General features: G+C 74.3%; 14 protein-coding genes. 8 read left to right on the top strand and 6 right to left on the bottom strand.

Annotated elements, in window-relative coordinates; translation table 11 throughout:
- Positions 1-43 precede the first annotated feature (43 nt).
- Together GA0115242_RS28990 and GA0115242_RS28985 are read right to left on the bottom strand one after the other, a co-directional pair.
- Positions 44-706: a TetR/AcrR family transcriptional regulator gene (locus tag GA0115242_RS28990; RefSeq protein WP_093833645.1), complete on the bottom strand. Its 663-nt coding sequence runs from the start codon at positions 704-706 to the stop codon at positions 44-46.
- Positions 707-833: 127 nt separating this feature from the next.
- Positions 834-2,687, bottom strand: coding sequence for a cellulase family glycosylhydrolase (locus tag GA0115242_RS28985; RefSeq protein WP_093833651.1), 1,854 nt, complete (start codon positions 2,685-2,687; stop codon positions 834-836).
- Positions 2,688-2,931: 244 nt separating this feature from the next.
- On the opposite strand from GA0115242_RS28985, the gene GA0115242_RS28980 reads away from it, so the two are divergent.
- The 5 genes from GA0115242_RS28980 to rfbC all read left to right on the top strand — a co-directional run bounded on the left by GA0115242_RS28980 (position 2,932) and on the right by rfbC (position 8,076).
- Positions 2,932-3,393 (top strand): MarR family winged helix-turn-helix transcriptional regulator, encoded by a 462-nt coding sequence (locus GA0115242_RS28980; protein WP_093833649.1) that lies wholly within the window; start codon positions 2,932-2,934, stop codon positions 3,391-3,393.
- Complete coding sequence (locus GA0115242_RS28975; protein ID WP_256089786.1) at positions 3,390-4,802, top strand: MFS transporter; 1,413 nt, start codon at positions 3,390-3,392, stop codon at positions 4,800-4,802. The genes GA0115242_RS28980 and GA0115242_RS28975 overlap by 4 nt, the downstream gene beginning before the upstream one ends.
- Complete coding sequence (locus tag GA0115242_RS28970; protein ID WP_093833643.1) at positions 4,799-5,383, top strand: hydrolase; 585 nt, start codon at positions 4,799-4,801, stop codon at positions 5,381-5,383. Before GA0115242_RS28975 ends, GA0115242_RS28970 begins: the two co-directional genes overlap by 4 nt.
- 115 nt (positions 5,384-5,498) lie before the next feature.
- A complete protein-coding gene (locus tag GA0115242_RS28965; RefSeq protein ID WP_093833641.1) occupies positions 5,499-7,457 on the top strand; it encodes a glycosyltransferase family 2 protein in 1,959 nt (652 codons plus the stop codon).
- A 4-nt stretch (positions 7,458-7,461) separates the two neighbouring features.
- The gene (rfbC, locus tag GA0115242_RS28960; protein ID WP_093833639.1) at positions 7,462-8,076 is read left to right on the top strand and encodes a dTDP-4-dehydrorhamnose 3,5-epimerase; all 615 of its coding nucleotides are present in this window, start codon (positions 7,462-7,464) and stop codon (positions 8,074-8,076) included.
- On the opposite strand, the gene GA0115242_RS28955 is transcribed toward rfbC, so the two are convergent.
- Genes GA0115242_RS28955 through GA0115242_RS28940 form a run of 4 tightly spaced genes read right to left on the bottom strand, consistent with a single transcriptional unit; the run spans position 8,060 to position 11,760 of the window.
- On the bottom strand, positions 8,060-8,863 hold the full coding sequence (locus GA0115242_RS28955) for a methyltransferase type 11 (protein WP_093833637.1): 804 nt from the start codon (positions 8,861-8,863) through the stop codon (positions 8,060-8,062). The two genes, rfbC and GA0115242_RS28955, sit on opposite strands and share 17 nt — an antisense overlap.
- Entirely contained in the window at positions 8,850-9,731 is an 882-nt protein-coding gene (gene rfbD, locus GA0115242_RS28950) for a dTDP-4-dehydrorhamnose reductase (RefSeq protein ID WP_093833635.1), read from the bottom strand. The genes GA0115242_RS28955 and rfbD overlap by 14 nt, the downstream gene beginning before the upstream one ends.
- Positions 9,728-10,696, bottom strand: coding sequence for a dTDP-glucose 4,6-dehydratase (gene rfbB / locus GA0115242_RS28945; protein WP_093833633.1), 969 nt, complete (start codon positions 10,694-10,696; stop codon positions 9,728-9,730). Before rfbB ends, rfbD begins: the two co-directional genes overlap by 4 nt.
- Entirely contained in the window at positions 10,693-11,760 is a 1,068-nt protein-coding gene (locus GA0115242_RS28940; protein WP_093833631.1) for a glucose-1-phosphate thymidylyltransferase, read from the bottom strand. Before GA0115242_RS28940 ends, rfbB begins: the two co-directional genes overlap by 4 nt.
- Before the next feature lie 446 nt (positions 11,761-12,206).
- Between GA0115242_RS28940 and lanKC the strand changes: the two genes are divergently transcribed.
- From lanKC to GA0115242_RS28925, 3 genes are all read left to right on the top strand, one after another.
- The gene (gene lanKC, locus GA0115242_RS28935; RefSeq protein WP_093833629.1) at positions 12,207-14,810 is read left to right on the top strand and encodes a class III lanthionine synthetase LanKC; all 2,604 of its coding nucleotides are present in this window, start codon (positions 12,207-12,209) and stop codon (positions 14,808-14,810) included.
- A gap of 79 nt (positions 14,811-14,889) precedes the next feature.
- Positions 14,890-15,000 (top strand): SapB/AmfS family lanthipeptide, encoded by a 111-nt coding sequence (locus GA0115242_RS28930; RefSeq protein ID WP_093833627.1) that lies wholly within the window; start codon positions 14,890-14,892, stop codon positions 14,998-15,000.
- Positions 15,001-15,091: 91 nt separating this feature from the next.
- Positions 15,092-15,892: ABC transporter transmembrane domain-containing protein (locus GA0115242_RS28925; RefSeq protein WP_141721785.1), on the top strand; the 801-nt coding region annotated here is incomplete at its 3' end.

The raw sequence follows: 15,892 nt of genomic DNA, 5'->3' as shown, positions 1-15,892 counted from the left end.
CCCTCCGGTCTCGGGGGTCCCTCCGGGCCCGGCCCGTGGTCGGTCAGTCGTCCGGGGGGTTCCAGCCCCGGGGGCGCAGGATGCCCAGGAGCTGGGCCACCAGTTCGTCGACGACCTCGTCGAGCGTCGCGGGGACCCACCCCGCGTTCCAGTCGTGCAGGAGACCGTTCACGCTGCCGATGAAGGCGGTCGCGGCGAGGCGGTAGTCGCGGGGGGCCGCCTCACCCCGCGCGGCGGACGCGGCGGCCTCCGCGCAGACCAGGTCGACCCAGCGGGCGCGGCGGGTCAGCCGCTGCTCCTCCAGGCCGGGGCTGACGCCGATGACCTCGACGAACGTGATCCGGATCCGGCGGGGATCGCCGCTGACGTAGTCGGCGTAGGCGCGGAAGAGGGCGCCGACCCGTTCGGGCAGCGGCAGGTGCCGGACGGTGGCGTAGGCGGCCAGGACCGCCTGCTCGGCCCAGTCGTTGACCTGGAGGTGCAGGGCCGCGAGGACGTCCTCCAGGGTGCGGAACTCCTCGTAGAACTGACGGGTGGACAGGCCCGCGGTCTCGCTGAGGGCGGCGACCGTGGTGCCCCGGTAGCCGGGGGTGTCGCCGAACAGCTCCAGGGCGGCGGCCAGGAACCGTCTGCGCCGCTCGGCCTGGCGTTCCACGGCGGACTTGCCGCCGTACCGGCCGGTCGGCGCCTTGAGCCTGCCCGCCACTGAGAGCCTCCCTGGTCTTCCGATCCACATATTGTGACCTGCGGACAGTCCGGGGAGAAGGGTTCAGGGCGGGCGGTGCGCGGAAGATCCCCGGCCGGTCGCCGGGGACCTCCCGAGGGCGCCGGATTCAGAAGCGTGCGGCCAGCCAGGCGGACAGTTCGGAGCGGGCGGCGGAGAGCAGCGCCGAGGACGGGTCGGTGGCCCCGTTGGTCACCAGCGCATAGTGGGTGACACCGGAGTCGGCGTCGGTGAGCAGCAGGCGGCGGCTGCCGGTGCCGCCGGGTTCGGCGGTCGCGGCGACCGGCGCGGAGGCGGTGTAGGCGGGCGGGCCGTGGACCGTGCCGAGGTCGGAGACGACGGTGGTGGCGGCCGTCGGGAAGGAGGCGGGCAGATGGAGTTCGGTGGGTGCGGAGCCGCTGCCCGAGCGCCAGACCAGCAGCCCGTACTGGCCCGAGCCGACGAGCCGGGAGACGTTCGGGAGGCTGCTGGGCACCGGGTTCCAGGTCAGCGTGGTGGAGCCGTCGCGGGAGCGGTCCTCGTAGGTGAAGGCGAGGGCGGTGCCCGCGGTGGCGCTCGGGTAGACGCGGTCCAGGAGGCGGGCGTCCTGGCGGAGCGCCGGGGCGCCCGCGTCGTCGAGGCGGACGGCGGAGAGGTCCTCGTCGTTCCAGGCGTCACCGGCGGTGAGGACCTTGCCGGTGTTGCCGTTCATCAGCTCGTGGTGGCGTCCGCTGTAGAGGTCCCACTGCCACTGCGAGCCGGAGAGCACCGGTCCCGAGGTGCTCGGTGAGGTCCACCAACCGGCGCCAGGGACACGGGAGTCGAGGGCCTGGTACATGGCTTTGAGGACGGTCGGCGCCTTGCCCGCGACGGTGCCGGACAGCGGGTGCCCGAACTCGCTGACGACGGAGGTGGTCCCGGCCGCCGCCGCGCGGTCGCGGACGGTGCCGAAGTCGCCCGCGTACTGGCCGTCGGAGGCGTTGCCCCACATCAGGACGCCGGAGATGGCCTTCTGGTCGTAGAAGTGGGTGTTGAGGACGTACCGGGAGCCGAGCGTCCCCGCGTCCAGCAGTCCGCCCTCCTGCTTCTGGGTGGAGATGTTGGAGTTCCAGAAGAGGTTGGGCTCGACGAGCGCCGGTTTGTCCTGCCAGCCCGCGCTGTCCATCCGGGCGCGGAACCTGGTGTAGAAGGGCCACAGCAGGTCCCGCTCCCAGGTGCGGGAGGTCTGCCCGGAGTCGTAGGTGCCGGCGTAGGGCTCGTTGTACGGGTCGAAGCCGACGACGCCGGCGAACTGCTCGGTGCTCAGGTTCTGCCGGAGGTACGTCATGGTCTGCTGGGCGGTGGCGAGGAAGGCGTCCTGGAGGCCGTGGGCGTTGTGCCAGAAGTCGTGCTGGGCCGCCGTCACCGCGCCGTTCTGGGTGATGTTCTGGCCCCAGAAGAGGCAGATCCCGCACGACTCCTGGGCGTAGCCGCCGAGTTGTACCGCCCAGGCGGGGGCGCCGTCACCGGTGTACCAGCTCCCGGTGGTGAACAGGTGGCGGGAGTAGAGGTCCTGGTGGAAGTCGGGGTAGACGCGCAGGCCCGCGTCGAGGAACGCCTTCATCTGCGCGGTGGCGGCGGCCAGGTATCCGGTGTCGACCTGGCCGCGGACGGGTTCCGCGAAGGCCCAGGAGAGCAGGAAGCGGACGGAGTTGCCGCCGCCGAGGGCGCGCAGCGCGGTGGCGGAGGTGCGGGCGTCGGCGACGGAGGCGAACGGCAGGCCGTCGTTCTCGGCGAGCTTGGTCTCACCGGAGACGTTGTAGCCGCGCAGCACGACCTCGCGGCCCCCGCCGTCGACGAAGCGGCCGTTCGACACGGTGAGGGCCGTGCCGTCGAAGGGGAGGGAGCCGGGGACGGCGGCGGTGGCGGGGGTGGTCCCCGTCACCGCCGGCAGTCCGCAGAGGACCACCAGCACGGCGAGCAGTCGCGCACGTAGATTCGGCATGTCCACTACAGTCCGGCCGTTGCCGGACCCCGTCAACACTTCTGACTCACAGGTAAGTTGCCTGTCTCAAAGCCCAGTTGGGCTTGTCTGGCGACCGGTGCGCAGCGGTCGGACCCGCCGGACGAGCCGCACCCGTGGACCTCGGGCCACGCCGGGGCGAGCCGCGCCGCCCGGAGGTGATCTACAGGTAAAACTGCGCAGGCTGAACTGGACAGTTTCGGCTGTCGGTTTTACCGTGGACGGCATGGACGCGAACGCCACCGACCCGCCCGGGGACATCTCCGACTCCGCCGCCCGCGCCGCGCGCGACGTGCGGGTGGTCTTCAGCAGGCTGCGCCGCCGGATCCGGGAGGTCTCCGGGGACGACGTGCTCAGCCCGCCGCAGGTCTCCGCCCTCACGCTGGTCGCCAAGCACGGCGCCGCCACGGCGAGCGCGCTGGCCACCGCCGAGGGGGTGCGCCCGCAGTCGATGGCCACCACCCTGGCCGCCCTGGACCGCGGCGGCCTGATCCGGCGCAGCCCCGACCCCGACGACGGCCGCCGCCTCCTGGTCACCCTGACCGACGCCGGGCGCGAACGCGTCGAGGGCGACCGGCAGGCCCGCGAGGAGTGGCTGGCCCGCGCCTTCCAGGACCGCTGCACCGAGGAGGAGCGGCGCACCGTGCTCGACGGCCTCGCCCTGCTGGAACGGCTCACCCGGCCGTGACGGACCGCGACGCCGCCCGCCGCAGGACCGGGACGGGGGCACCCGCCCCCGACGGGTTCGACCGCGGGCTGATCGCCCCGATGCTCATCGGGTCGGTGCTCAACCCCGTCAACTCGTCGATGATCGCCGTCGCGCTGGTGCCGATCGGCATCGCCTTCGGCGCACCGCCCGCCGAGACCGCGTGGCTGGTCTCGGCGCTCTACCTGGCGACCGCGGTGGGCCAGCCCGTCGTCGGACGGCTGGTCGACATGTTCGGGCCCAGGACCCTGTACCTGATCGGCACCGGGCTGGTCGGCGTCGCCGGACTGCTCGGCGCCCTCGCGCCCTCTCTCGGCGCGCTGATCGGCGCCCGGGTGCTGCTCGGGTTCGGCACCTCGGCCGCGTACCCGGCGGCCATGCAGCTCATCCGCCGGGAGAACGAACGCACCGGGAAGGACAGTCCGGCCGCCGTGCTGACGGCGCTGGCCGTCGCCAACCAGACGGTCGCCGTGGTCGGGCCCGCGCTCGGCGGGCTGCTGATCGGCCTCGGCGGCTGGCGCGCCGTGTTCACCGTCAACGTGCCGCTCTCCGCCGCCTGCCTGGTCCTCGGCGCCCTGCGGCTGCCGCGGACCAGGCCCGGGGCGGCGGACCGGGCGCGCGGGGTGGACCTGCCCGGCATGGCCCTGTTCGCGGTCACGCTGGTGGCGCTGATGCTGTTCCTGATGGCGCCCCGGCCCGACCGCTGGTACCTGCCGGTGCTCGCCGTGCTCACCGGGGCCGGTTTCGCGGCGCGGGAGCTGCGGGTGCAGGGGCCCTTCGTCGACCTGCGGGTGCTGGGCGGCAACGTCCCGCTGCTCGTCACCTACCTGCGCCAGCTCCTGGCGTACACCACCTCGTACGCCTTCCTGTACGGGTTCACGCAGTGGCTCGAACAGGGGCGCGGGCTCTCCCCCGGGACGGCCGGGCTGGTGCTGCTGCCGCTGTCCGCGTCGGCGCTCGCCGTCTCCGCGCTCACCGGCCGCAGCGAGGCGCCCCGGAGCAAGCTGCTGGTCGGATCGGCGGTCCAGGTGGCGGTCTGCGCGGGACTGCTGGCGGCCGGGGCGGGCACCCCGCTCTGGGCGCTCCTCGCGGCGAGCGCCGTGATGGGCGTGCCGCAGGGCCTGATCGGCCTCGCCACCCAGAACACGCTGTACCGGCAGGCGGAGCCCGCGCGCATCGCCTCCGCCGCCGGGCTGCTGCGCACCTTCAGCTACCTCGGCGCACTGGGCGCGTCGGCCGCCACCGCGGCCTTCTTCCCGCACCGCGCCGACACCCCGGGCCTGCACGAGCTGGCCCTGTTCATGCTCGCCGGATCGGCCCTGCTGCTGGCGATCACCCTTCCCGACCGCTCCCTGAGCGCGCTCACCCCGTCCCGAAAGGCACGCACATGACCGTCACCGCCCTCGACCCCCGCTCCGCCCTCGTGGTGATCGACCTCCAGGCGGGCATCGCCGCGATGCCCGTCCAGCCGCACCCGGCGGCCGAGGTCATCGCCCGCTCGGCCGCGCTCGCCGACGCCTTCCGCTCGCACGGGCTGCCGGTGGTGCTCGTCCGGGTCTCGTTCGCCGCCGACGGCTCCGACGCCCCCGTCGGCCGCACCGAGGTCGCCGGTTCCGGCGCCACCCTCCCGGAGGGCTGGGACGTGATCGTCGACGAGCTGTCCGGGCACCCGGAGGACGTCGTCGTCACCAAGCGCAACTGGGGCGCGTTCTACGGCACCGACCTGGACCTCCAGCTCCGCCGCAGGGGCGTCACCCAGATCGTGCTGACCGGCATCGCCACCAGCATCGGTGTGGAGTCCACCGCCCGCGCGGCCCACGAGCACGGCTACCACGTCACGCTGGCGACGGACGCGATGAGCGACCGCAGCGCCGAGGCGCACCGGGCCAGCGTCGAGCAGTTGTTCCCCCGGTTGGGCGAGACCGGCACGACGGAGGAGATCCTCGGTCTGCTCGCCGCCGCACACGGCTGAGCCACCGCACGGACAACTGACGGACACCTGGGACGAGTGGGGCAAAGCGACCGCCCGGGATAGCATCTGGCCACCGCACCACCACGGCGAACGACCCGAGGGGACTCCGAGCCCGATGCCGGTCAAGGTCAGTGTCATCGTCCCCGTCTACAACCCGGGGAGCTACATCGAGGAGTGCGCGGCCTCCCTCCTCGGCCAGTCCCTGCCGGCCGACGCGTACGAAGTGATCTTCGTGGACGACGGTTCGACCGACGGCACCCCGGCCCTCCTCGACGCCCTCGCCGCCGGGGAGGAGCGGGTGCGGGTCGTCCACCAGGAGAACTCCGGCTGGTCGGGCAAGCCGCGCAACGTCGGCATCGACGCGGCCCGCGGCGAGTACGTCATGTTCGTCGACGACGACGACCACCTCGGCGCCGAGGCCCTGGAGCGGATGTACGGCTACGGCGTGGCCAACGGGGCCGACGTGGTCGTCGGCAAGATGGCGGGCCGGGGGCGCTCGGTGCCGGTCGAGCTGTTCCGGGCCAACCGGCCGCGCGCCTCCGTCGAGGACGCCCCGCTGATCGACAGCCTCACCCCGCACAAGATGTTCCGCCGGGCGTTCCTGGACGAGATCGGACTGCGGTTCCCGGAGGGGCGGCGGCGCCTGGAGGACCACGTCTTCGTCACCGAGGCGTACCTGCGGGCGGCGAACGTCAGCGTCATCGGGGACTACGTCTGCTACTACCACATCCGCCGGGCCGACGCGGCGAACGCGGGGATCCAGCGCTTCGAGCCGGTCGGCTACTTCAAGAACCTCCGCGAGGCCCTCGACGTCGTCGAGCGGTACACCGCGCCGGGGCCGGTGCGCGACGGTCTCTTCCGGCGCTGGCTGCGGGTGGAGATGGTGGAGCGGCTGCGCGGACGGCGCTTCCTCGCCCTGCCCGACGACTACCGCAGGACGCTCTTCGAGGAGATCCGCTCCGTGGTCGTGGAGCGGTTCGGGCCCGGCGTGGCCGCCGGACTCCCGCCCGTCCAGCAGGTGGTGGCCGCGTTCGCCGCCGCCGACCGGTACGACGACGCCCTCGCCTTCGCCGAGTGGGAGGCCGGGATCGGCCTCGTGGCGGCGCCGGAACGCGTCGCCTGGCGTGACGGGCTGCTGGAGGTCGGCTTCGCCGCCGAGTTCACGGCCGCGGGCACCCCCCTGGTGCTCTCCGGCGGCGGTGCCCCGCCGGACGGCCCGCCCCCGGACGTGCCCGCCGCGGTCGCCCGGGTCGGCGCCGACTCCGTCGCCCGGTTCGCCACCGGCACCGCGGACCTGCTGGTGCGCGAACGCGCGAGCGGCGCCCAGTACTTCCAGCCCGTGGAGGTGTCCCGGGAGATCGTGCCGGTCGAGGACAGCGGGCAGGTCCGCCTGGTGATGCGGGCGACGGCGACCGTCGACCCCGCCACGGCGGCGGGCGGCGACCCGCTGCGCGCCGGGCTGTGGGACCTCGTCGCGCGGGTCAGGCTGGGCGGCTGGACCAAGGAGTGCCGGATCGGGCCGGGCCCGCGCAAGGCACGCGCCGCGACCCGGGCCGCCGTCACCGCGGGCCGGGTGACGCTCCCGTACTGGACGGACCGGCACGGGCAGCTCTCCCTGGACGTCGACCGGGCGGCCAAGCGGCTGGGGTTCTCCGCCCTCGGGCCCGAGGACGCCGCGGTCACCGCCGGGAGCCTGCGCGCGCCGCTGCCGCTGCACGTCACCGGCGCCACCGACGTCCTGCTGCGGTTCACCCGCGAAGGACAGGACGGGCGGACGGTGGACACGCCCGGCAGGCTCGCGCCGGGCGAGGACGGCGCCGCCCTGCTGGAGGCCGTCCTGCCCGCCGCCGGACTGGCGGGCGGCACCTGGCGGACGGCGCTCTGCCCGGTCCCGGACGCCGCGGTGCCGCGCTTCCTGCCGCTGCCGCTCGCGCTGCGGGCCGGAGCGCGCACCGTCGAGGTGGTCCGCCGCCCGCACCCCGGCGGCCCGCGGCGGGTCGCGCGGCGGCTGCGCCGGGTGCTGGCCGCGCTCCTGGGCAGGACACCGAGGAAGCCCGCAGGACGAGGGAGGTGACCGTATGCGCGCACTGGACGTCGCCGACGCCTGGGTCCTGGAACCGACGGTGTTCCCCGACGGGCGCGGCACCTTCCACGAGTGGTACCGGGGCGCCGAGTTCCGCGCGGCGACCGGGTACGACCTGCCCCTCGCCCAGGCCAACTGCTCGGTCTCGCGGCGGGGCGTGCTGCGCGGGGTGCACTTCAGCGACGTGCCGCCCGGCCAGGCCAAGTGGGTGTCGTGCCTGCGCGGCGCGGTCCTCGACGTGGTGGTCGACCTGCGCACCGGCTCCCCCACCTACCGGCGCTGGGAGGCGGTCCGCCTGGACGACACCGACCGGCGCGCGGTGTTCCTCGCGGAGGGGCTCGGGCACGCGTTCCTCGCGCTCACCGACGACGCCACGGTGGTGTACCTGACGTCCAGCGGCTACGCGCCCGAGCACGAGCACGGCGTGCACGCCCTCGACCCCGGCCTCGGCATCGAGTGGCCCGCCGGGATCACCCCGCTGCTGTCGGAGAAGGACGCCGCGGCGCCCACCCTCGCCGAGGCGGAGCGGGCCGGGCTGCTGCCGTCGTACGCGCGGTGCGCGGACCGCTACCGGCGGCTGCGCGAGGGGGAGTTCAGCGGCCCGAGCTGAACCCGGCGAGCGCGGCGCGCAGCGGTTCCCAGCCGCGCACCCGGCTCAGACCGCGGTCGCGGGCGCGCACCAGCGGGCGCCAGAACCCGGCGCCGAGCAGCGTCTCGGGCGACACCGCCGCCGCCCGTTCGACGACCGCGTCCGGCACCTTCTGCGGGTCGGGCACCAGGTGCTCGGCGACGATCTCGTCGTACCGGTCGGCGAGGACGGTGGAGCGGCGGTCGGCGCCGAAGACCACGAGCTGGCCGGTGGGCCGGGTGTCGACGAGGACGGTCACCAGGTCGGGCCGGTAGCGGGCGAGGATCCCGGTGAGTTTGTAGACGTCCCCGGTCCAGGCGGTGGTGTGCCGGTCGCGGGCCGCCTCGTCGGCGCTCCGGGGCAGCATGTCGTCCAGGACGACGACGCTCCCCCACCCGGTGTGCCTCTCGATGTTGATGAAGTCCCGCAGGGCGTACTCGAACAGGTGCATGCCGTCGATGAACGCCAGGTCGAGGACGGGGCGCCGCCAGTGGCCGAGCGGATGCCTGCCCCGGCGCAGGTTGCGGACGGGGTTGCGGCCGCCGCGCAGATGGCCCAGCGGGTCGGCGCGGGCGAAGAAGTCGTCGCTGGTCGCCCTGGCCAGGTGGACGTCGCAGCGCAGCTCCGCGACCACCTTGAACGCGGGGTCGACGGCGACGCTCGGGACCCGGGACAGGGCGAGGCTGCGGCCGTCGTTCACCCCGATCTCCAGGTAGGTGCGGTTGGCGCTCACCCGGTGCAGTCCTCGCAGGAACTCATGGCGTTTCACGGGCGGACTCCTCGCGGATCAGGGGAAGTGCTTCGTGCAGGGCGGTGCGCCAGGGGCGCGTCGGCGGGAGTCCCGCGCCGCGCCAGCGGCCGTGTCCGAGGGCGCTGTAGGCGGGGCGGGGCGCGGGCCGCGGGAACGCGGCGCTCGCGACGGGCCTGACCCGGCCGGGGTCGGCGCCGAGCCGGGTGAAGACCTCGCGGGCCAGGTCGTACCAGGTGGTCACGCCGCGCGAGGTGGCGTGGAAGACGCCGGATGCGCCGTGGCCGACGAGCGGTCCGAGGTCGGCGATCCGGGCGGCGACGTCCGCGCTCCAGGTGGGCTGGCCGTACTGGTCGTCGACGACGTCCACGGTCCGCCGCTCGGCCTCGAGACCGATCATGGCGCGGACGAAGCTGCGGCCGTGGACCCCGTAGAGCCAGGCGGTGCGCACGACGGCGCTCGCGCCGGGGAGTTCCGTCAGGACGGCGCGCTCGCCCGCGAGTTTGGTGCGGCCGTAGGCGGTGCGCGGTCCGGTGGGGTGGTCCTCCGGGTAGGGGGCGCGGGCGTCGCCGGGGAAGACGTAGTCGGTGGAGACGTGCACGAGGCGGGCGCCGGTCGCGGCGCAGGCGCGGGCGAGGTGGCGGGGCCCGTCGCCGTTGACCCGCAGGGCGGTCGCCTCGTCGGTCTCGGCCGCGTCGACGGCGGTGTAGGCGGCGCAGTTGACGACGAGGTCGGGGCGGTGCGCGGCCAGCGCGGCCTCGACGGCGTCGGGCCGGGTGAGGTCGAGGGCGGCGCGGTCGAGGCCGGTCACCTCGGCGCCGCGCCGGGCGAGTTCGCCGACGGTGTCCCGGCCGAGCATCCCGGCGGCGCCGGTGACCAGCCATCTCACGCGGTGCGCCGGTTCAGGGGCTGCCACCAGTCGCGGTGGTCGCGGTACCAGGCGACGGTCTCGGCGAGGCCGGTGGTGAAGTCGCGGCGCGGCCGGTAGCCGAGTTCGTCGCGGGCCTTGCTCCAGTCGACGCAGTAGCGCAGGTCGTGGCCCTTGCGGTCGGCGACGTGCTCGACCCGGTCCCAGCCCGCCCCGCACGCCGTGAGGAGCAGCCCGGTGAGGTCGCGGTTGGTCAGCTCGGTGCCGCCGCCGATGTTGTAGACCTCGCCCGCGCGGCCCCGGGTGCGGACGAGGTCGACGCCCCGGCAGTGGTCGTCGACGTGCAGCCAGTCGCGGACGTTGCGGCCGTCGCCGTACAGGGGGACGGTGCGGCCGTCGAGGAGGCGGGTGACGAACAGCGGCACGACCTTCTCGGGGTACTGGTACGGGCCGTAGTTGTTGGAGCAGCGGGTGACGCGGACGTCCAGGCCGTGGGTGCGGTGGTAGGCGAGGGCGAGCAGGTCGGAGGCCGCCTTGGACGCGGAGTACGGGGAGTTGGGGCTCAGCGGGTCCCGCTCGGTGCTCGCCCCGGTCTCGACGGATCCGTAGACCTCGTCGGTGGAGACGTGCACGAAGGGTCCGACGCCGTGCCGGAGGGCGGCCTCCAGCAGGGTCTGGGTGCCGACCACGTTGGTGAGGACGAAGTCGCCCGCGCCGGAGATCGAGCGGTCCACGTGGGACTCGGCGGCGAAGTGGACGATCTGGTCGGCGTCGGCGATCAGCCGGTCGACGAGTTCGGCGTCGCGGATGTCGCCCTGCACGAAGTCGATCCGGGGGTCGTCGAGATCGAGGTTGTCGAGGTTCCCGGCGTAGGTGAGCTTGTCGAGCACGGTGACGCGGCGGACGCCGGGGTCGCCGCCGGCGAGCAGGGCGCGCACGTACTGGGAGCCGATGAAACCGGCGGCGCCGGTGACGAGGAGGTTCATGTGTGGATCTGCACCTTGCTGTGGTCGCCGAGGACGAGGCGGTGGGCGCTGGGCACGCTCGGCGCCGGGGTGACCTCGACGTGCCGTCCGATCAGGGAGTTCTCGATCCGGCCGACGCCGAGGATGGAGGAGTCGCGCAGCACGATGGAGAACTCCAGCTCGCTGTCGACGATCCTGCAGTTCTCCGCGACGGAGGTGAAGGGGCCGACGTAGGAGTCCTCGATGACGGTCCCGGCGCCGATCACGACGGGGCCCACGACCCGGGAGTTGACGATCCGGGCGCCTTCTTCGATCACCACCCGGCCGACGGTCTCGGACGCCTCGTCCACCTCGCCGTCGATGCGCTGTTCGAGGGTCTCCAGGACCGTGCGGTTGACCTCCAGCATGTCGACGACGTTCCCGGTGTCCTTCCAGTAGCCCTCGATGACCGAGCAGCGCACGTCGGCCCGCTGGTCGATCAGGTGCTGGATGGCGTGGGTGATCTCCAGTTCGCCGCGCCAGGAGGGGCGGATGGCGCGCACCGCCTCGTGGATGGCCGGGGTGAACAGGTAGACGCCGACGAGGGCGAGGTCGCTCTTGGGGCGCTCCGGCTTCTCCTCCAGGCCGATCACCTGGCCCTGGGCGTCGAGTTCCGCGACGCCGAAGGCCCGCGGGTCGGCCACCCGGGTGAGGAGGATCTGGGCGTCGGGGCGGTCGCGCCGGAACGCGTCGACGAGGACGGCGATGCCGCCGACGATGAAGTTGTCGCCCAGGTACATCACGAAGTCGTCGTCGCCGAGCCACTCGCGGGCGATGATCACCGCGTGCGCGAGGCCGAGCGGGCGCTCCTGGGGGATGTAGGTGACGTCCAGGCCGAACTTGGAGCCGTCGCCGACGGACTCCTCGATCTCGGCGGCGGTGTCCCCGACGACGACGCCGACCTCGGTGATGCCGGCCGCCGCGATGGACTCCAGGCCGTAGAAGAGGACGGCCTTGTTGGCCACCGGCACGAGTTGTTTCGCCGAGGTGTGCGTGATCGGCCTCAGCCGCGTACCCGCACCACCGGAGAGCACGAGAGCCTTCATCGCTTCACCCTAGCCGCGATTGACCGCATATGACGGCTGAGGATCGTTTCGGGCCTTTTCGCGACAAATAGGCGGAGGACGGGGGCGGGTGGCCCGACCCCGGCGGCGACCGGGCGGGCGACCCGCGGGTCACCGTACGGCCGTTCGGGTGACGGACGGACACCGGGGAGTGCGGAGGGGCGTGTTCCGAACGGCGGGGCGCGTTCCGGGGAGCGCCGGAGGAGTCGTTCCGGGTGGCCGGGCGGGTCGCGGGGGCGCCGGCCGTCACAGCGCGTGGGGGTCCGGGCTCCGCGGAGGTGCCGGAGGGACGGTGGCGAAGGTGCTCGAAACGGGATCGAACACGACTTGACGCATGCGTTACGCACGGCGATGTCATGACAGGCGTGACTGTCCGCGACCACCGGCCGCCTGGAAATGTTCAGGGCGAGCCACGGAGGGGGAGGCGGATGGACAAGCGGTACGAGGTGTACGCACTGGCCGACGGGCACTTCTACGACACGCCCGACCGGCTCGCCGCGGAGGGCACCCAGGAGGCCGCGCCCCTGTTCGCGGCGGCCGGACGACCGGTCCCGGAGGGCTGGCACACGGCACGCGGCGGGGACTGGCTGACCTTCACCCCGGTCGACGCGGACGGTGCCCCGGAGCCCTCCCCCGCCCAGGGGTGGAAGATCCACTCGACGGCGACCCGGGAGAACGCGGAGCGGATCGCGGCGGCCGTCTGGGACTACTGCGTGCCCCGCCGGATCCCGTTCAAGTTCGTGCCGGGACCGCACCTGCTGCACCTGCGCAACGCCAAGTACGCGGGCCGCGACACCAGCGGCAAGTTCGTCACCGTCTACCCGGCGGACGAGCGGCAGCTCCAGACCGTCCTCGGTGAACTGGGCGACCTGCTCAAAGGCTGCGAGGGCCCCTACATCCTCACCGACCTGCGGTGGGAGGAGGGCCCGCTGTACGTCCGCTACGGCGCCTTCGCCCGCCGGTTCGTCGTCGACGAGCGGGGCACGCTGGTGCCGGCGGTCGAGAACGGCGAGGGCGTGCTCGTTCCCGACCGCAGAGCCCCCTCGTTCCAGGTCCCCGAGTGGGTGACGCTGCCGGAGTTCCTGCGTCCGCAGCTCGCCGCGCGCGCCGCCACCACCGTCGGGGACCTGCCCTACCGGATCGAGAAGGCGCTGCACTTCTCCAACGGCGGCGGCGTCTACTCGGGCACCGACACCCGTGACGGCAGCCGGGTCGTGCTCAAGGAGGCCAGGCCGCACGCCGGGCTGGCGTCCGACGGCGCGGACGCGGTGGCCCGCCTGGAACGGGAGCGGGACGCGCTGCGGCGGGTCGCGGGCACCGGCGTGGTCCCGGAGGTGCGGGACTGGTTCACGCTGGGCGAGCACCGGTTCCTGGTGATGGACTTCGTCGAGGGCAAGCCCCTCAACTCCTTCTTCGCGCACCGCCATCCGCTGCTCGGCCCCGACCCCGACCCCGAGGAGGTGCGCGCCTACACCGCGTGGGCGCTGCGCGTGCACCGGGCGGTCGAGGACGCGGTGGAGAAGGTGCACGCGCACGGCATCGTCTTCAACGACCTGCACGTCTTCAACATCATCGTCGCGCCGGACGACGAGTCGGTCTCCCTCATCGACTTCGAGGCGGCGGCCCCGGTCGAGGAGAACGGCCGTCAGACGGTCGCCCACCCCGGTTTCTTCGCCCCGCCCGACCGGCGCGGCGTGGACGTCGACCGGTACGCGCTCGCCTGTCTGCGGCTCGCCCTGTTCCTGCCCGTCACGACGCTGTTCGTGGTGGACCGCGGCAAGGCGGCGCACCTCGCGGACGTCGTCGCCGAGCAGTTCCCCGACGTGCCGCGGACCTTCCTCGACGAGGCGGTCGCCGAGATCACCAAGGGCGCCCGCACCTCCCTCGGGCCCGCCGGGCCCGTCCGGCCGGGCGACTGGCCGCACAGCCGCGACTCGATGGTCGAGGCGATCCTCGCCTCCGCGACCCCGCAGCGCGACGACCGGCTCTTCCCCGGCGACATCGCGCAGTTCTCCGACGGCGGCGGTCTGGGCCTCGCGCACGGCGCGGCCGGGGTGCTGTACGCGCTGGCGGAGAGCGGCGCGGCCCCCTACGACGAGGGCGAACGCTGGCTCCTCGACCACACCGCGCCACCCCCGCCGGGGACCCCGCTCGGTCTCTACGACGGGCTCGCGGGCGTCGCCCACGTACTGGACCGGCTCGGCCACCGGCAGCGCGCCCTGGACCTGACCGCCGGCATCCTGCGGGAGAACTGGCGCAATCTCTCCTCCGACCTGCACGGTGGTCTCGCCGGGCTCGGTCTGGTCCTCGGCCACCTCGGGCGGACCTCGGGCGAGCGGGAACTCACCGACCGTTCGGCGGAGGCGGCCGAGATCCTCGTCCGCAGGCTGGCCGAACCGGTGCCCGACGGCGCCCCCCGGCGACGGGCCGGGCTGATGCGCGGCTGGACCGGACCCGCGCTGTTCCTGGTGCGCCGGTACGAGGAGACCGGCGACGGACGGTTCCTGGCCGCCGCCCGCGAGGCACTGGGCCGGGACCTGGACCGGTGCGTCGAACGGGACGGCGGTCTCGAGGTCGACGAGGGCTGGCGCACCCTGCCCTACCTGGGCGACGGCAGCGCCGGGATCGGACTGGTCCTCGACGACTGGCTCGCCCACGGCCCCGACGGCACCGGCCGGTTCGAGGCCGCCCGCTCCGCGATCCTCACCGCGTCCAGCTCCCGCTTCTACGCGCAGCCCGGTCTGCTCCAGGGCCGCGCCGGGATGGTCCTGCACCTGGGGCGCACCACCGCCCCGGACGCGGACCCCGCGCGCACCGACCGGCAGATCGACGGGCTGGGCTGGCTCGCGATGGACTACCGCGGCCGACTGGCCTTCCCCGGCCACCAGATGATGCGTCTGTCCATGGACCTGGCCACCGGAACGGCCGGTTGCCTGCTCGCCCTCGCGTCGGTCCTCGAACCCGGCCGCGGCGCCCACCTGCCGTTCCTCCCGCCGCCACCGGCGGCCCACGAATGCGGCACCGTCACCTGACGGAGTCGTGACACCACCCCGTCCCCACGAAGACAAGGAACCGCGTCACCACGGTGCCGGTTCCAGGAAAGGACACCTCATGGCCCTTCTCGACCTGCAGACGATGGAGTCGGACGAGTACACCGGCGGCGCGAGCACGGCGAGCCTGCTCTCCTGCGTCTCGGCGGCGAGCGTTCTGCTCTGTCTCTGACCGGCACCGCGGATACCCGGCTCCGGGTGGCCCTCTCCTCACGGAGGGGCCGCCCGGGGCCTTCGCCCTACCCGACGCGAGGCCCGCAGCGATGACGACCGTCTCCGACGCCGCCCCCGATCCGGTCGCCCCGCCCGCCCGCGACCTCCTCACCCCGCGCGCACGGGCCCTCGAACGGGCCGCGCTGCGGCACGGCGGCGCCCACTGCGCGGCCCTGTGCCTGGTGAGCCTGGCCTCCACCGCCGCCGGACTGCTGCTGCCCGCGGTCCTGGGCCGCGCTCTCGATCTGCTGCTGGCCGGTGATCCCGCGACCCGCTGGGTCGCCCGCGCCACCGCCCTCGTCCTGCTGCTCGGCGTCCTGGACGCCGCCGCGGGCGTGCTCTCCGGCACCGCCGACGGACGCGCCGCCGCGTGGCTGCGCCGCCTGGTCACCGGACAGGTGCTGGCGCTCGGCCCCCGCGCGGCCGACCGGTTCGGCGCCGGGGACCTGGCCGCCCGCCTGGTGGGCAACGCCGCCCAGGCCGGGACCTCCCCCGCGGCCGTCGCCGCGCTGCTGGCCGCGACGGCGGGACCGGTCGGGGGCGTGGTCGCGCTGGGGATCATCGACGCGCGGCTCGCGCTGGTCCTCCTGGCCGGTGCGCCCCTGCTCGCGCTGCTGCTGCGCGCCCTGGCCCGCGACACGACCGCCTGCGTCGGCGACTACCAGCGCGTGCAGGGGCGGATGGCGGCCGACCTCGCGGAGGCGGTCGGCGGCCACCGCACCATCGCGGCGGCCGGCACCCAGGACCGGGAGACCGCCCGCGTCCTGCGCCCGCTGCCCGAACTCTCCCGCGCCGGGCACCGCATGTGGCACGTCCAGGGCCGGGCCGCGGCCCGCGCGGTCACCGTGGCG

It is taken from the genome of Streptomyces sp. SolWspMP-5a-2 (genome assembly GCF_900091845.1).
GTDB classification, from domain to species: Bacteria; Actinomycetota; Actinomycetes; order Streptomycetales; family Streptomycetaceae; genus Streptomyces; species Streptomyces doudnae.
This window is presented reverse-complemented; position numbering and strand designations above follow the sequence as displayed.

Coding starts and splice junctions, on each gene's coding strand:
- GA0115242_RS28985 (WP_093833651.1), bottom strand. CDS start 2,687: ATGCCGAATCTACGTGCGCGACTGCTCGCCGTGCTGGTGGTCCTCTGC.
- lanKC (WP_093833629.1), top strand. CDS start 12,207: ATGGACAAGCGGTACGAGGTGTACGCACTGGCCGACGGGCACTTCTAC.
- GA0115242_RS28980 (WP_093833649.1), top strand. CDS start 2,932: ATGGACGCGAACGCCACCGACCCGCCCGGGGACATCTCCGACTCCGCC.
- GA0115242_RS28970 (WP_093833643.1), top strand. CDS start 4,799: ATGACCGTCACCGCCCTCGACCCCCGCTCCGCCCTCGTGGTGATCGAC.
- GA0115242_RS28965 (WP_093833641.1), top strand. CDS start 5,499: ATGCCGGTCAAGGTCAGTGTCATCGTCCCCGTCTACAACCCGGGGAGC.
- rfbB (WP_093833633.1), bottom strand. CDS start 10,696: ATGAACCTCCTCGTCACCGGCGCCGCCGGTTTCATCGGCTCCCAGTAC.
- GA0115242_RS28930 (WP_093833627.1), top strand. CDS start 14,890: ATGGCCCTTCTCGACCTGCAGACGATGGAGTCGGACGAGTACACCGGC.
- GA0115242_RS28940 (WP_093833631.1), bottom strand. CDS start 11,760: ATGAAGGCTCTCGTGCTCTCCGGTGGTGCGGGTACGCGGCTGAGGCCG.
- rfbC (WP_093833639.1), top strand. CDS start 7,462: ATGCGCGCACTGGACGTCGCCGACGCCTGGGTCCTGGAACCGACGGTG.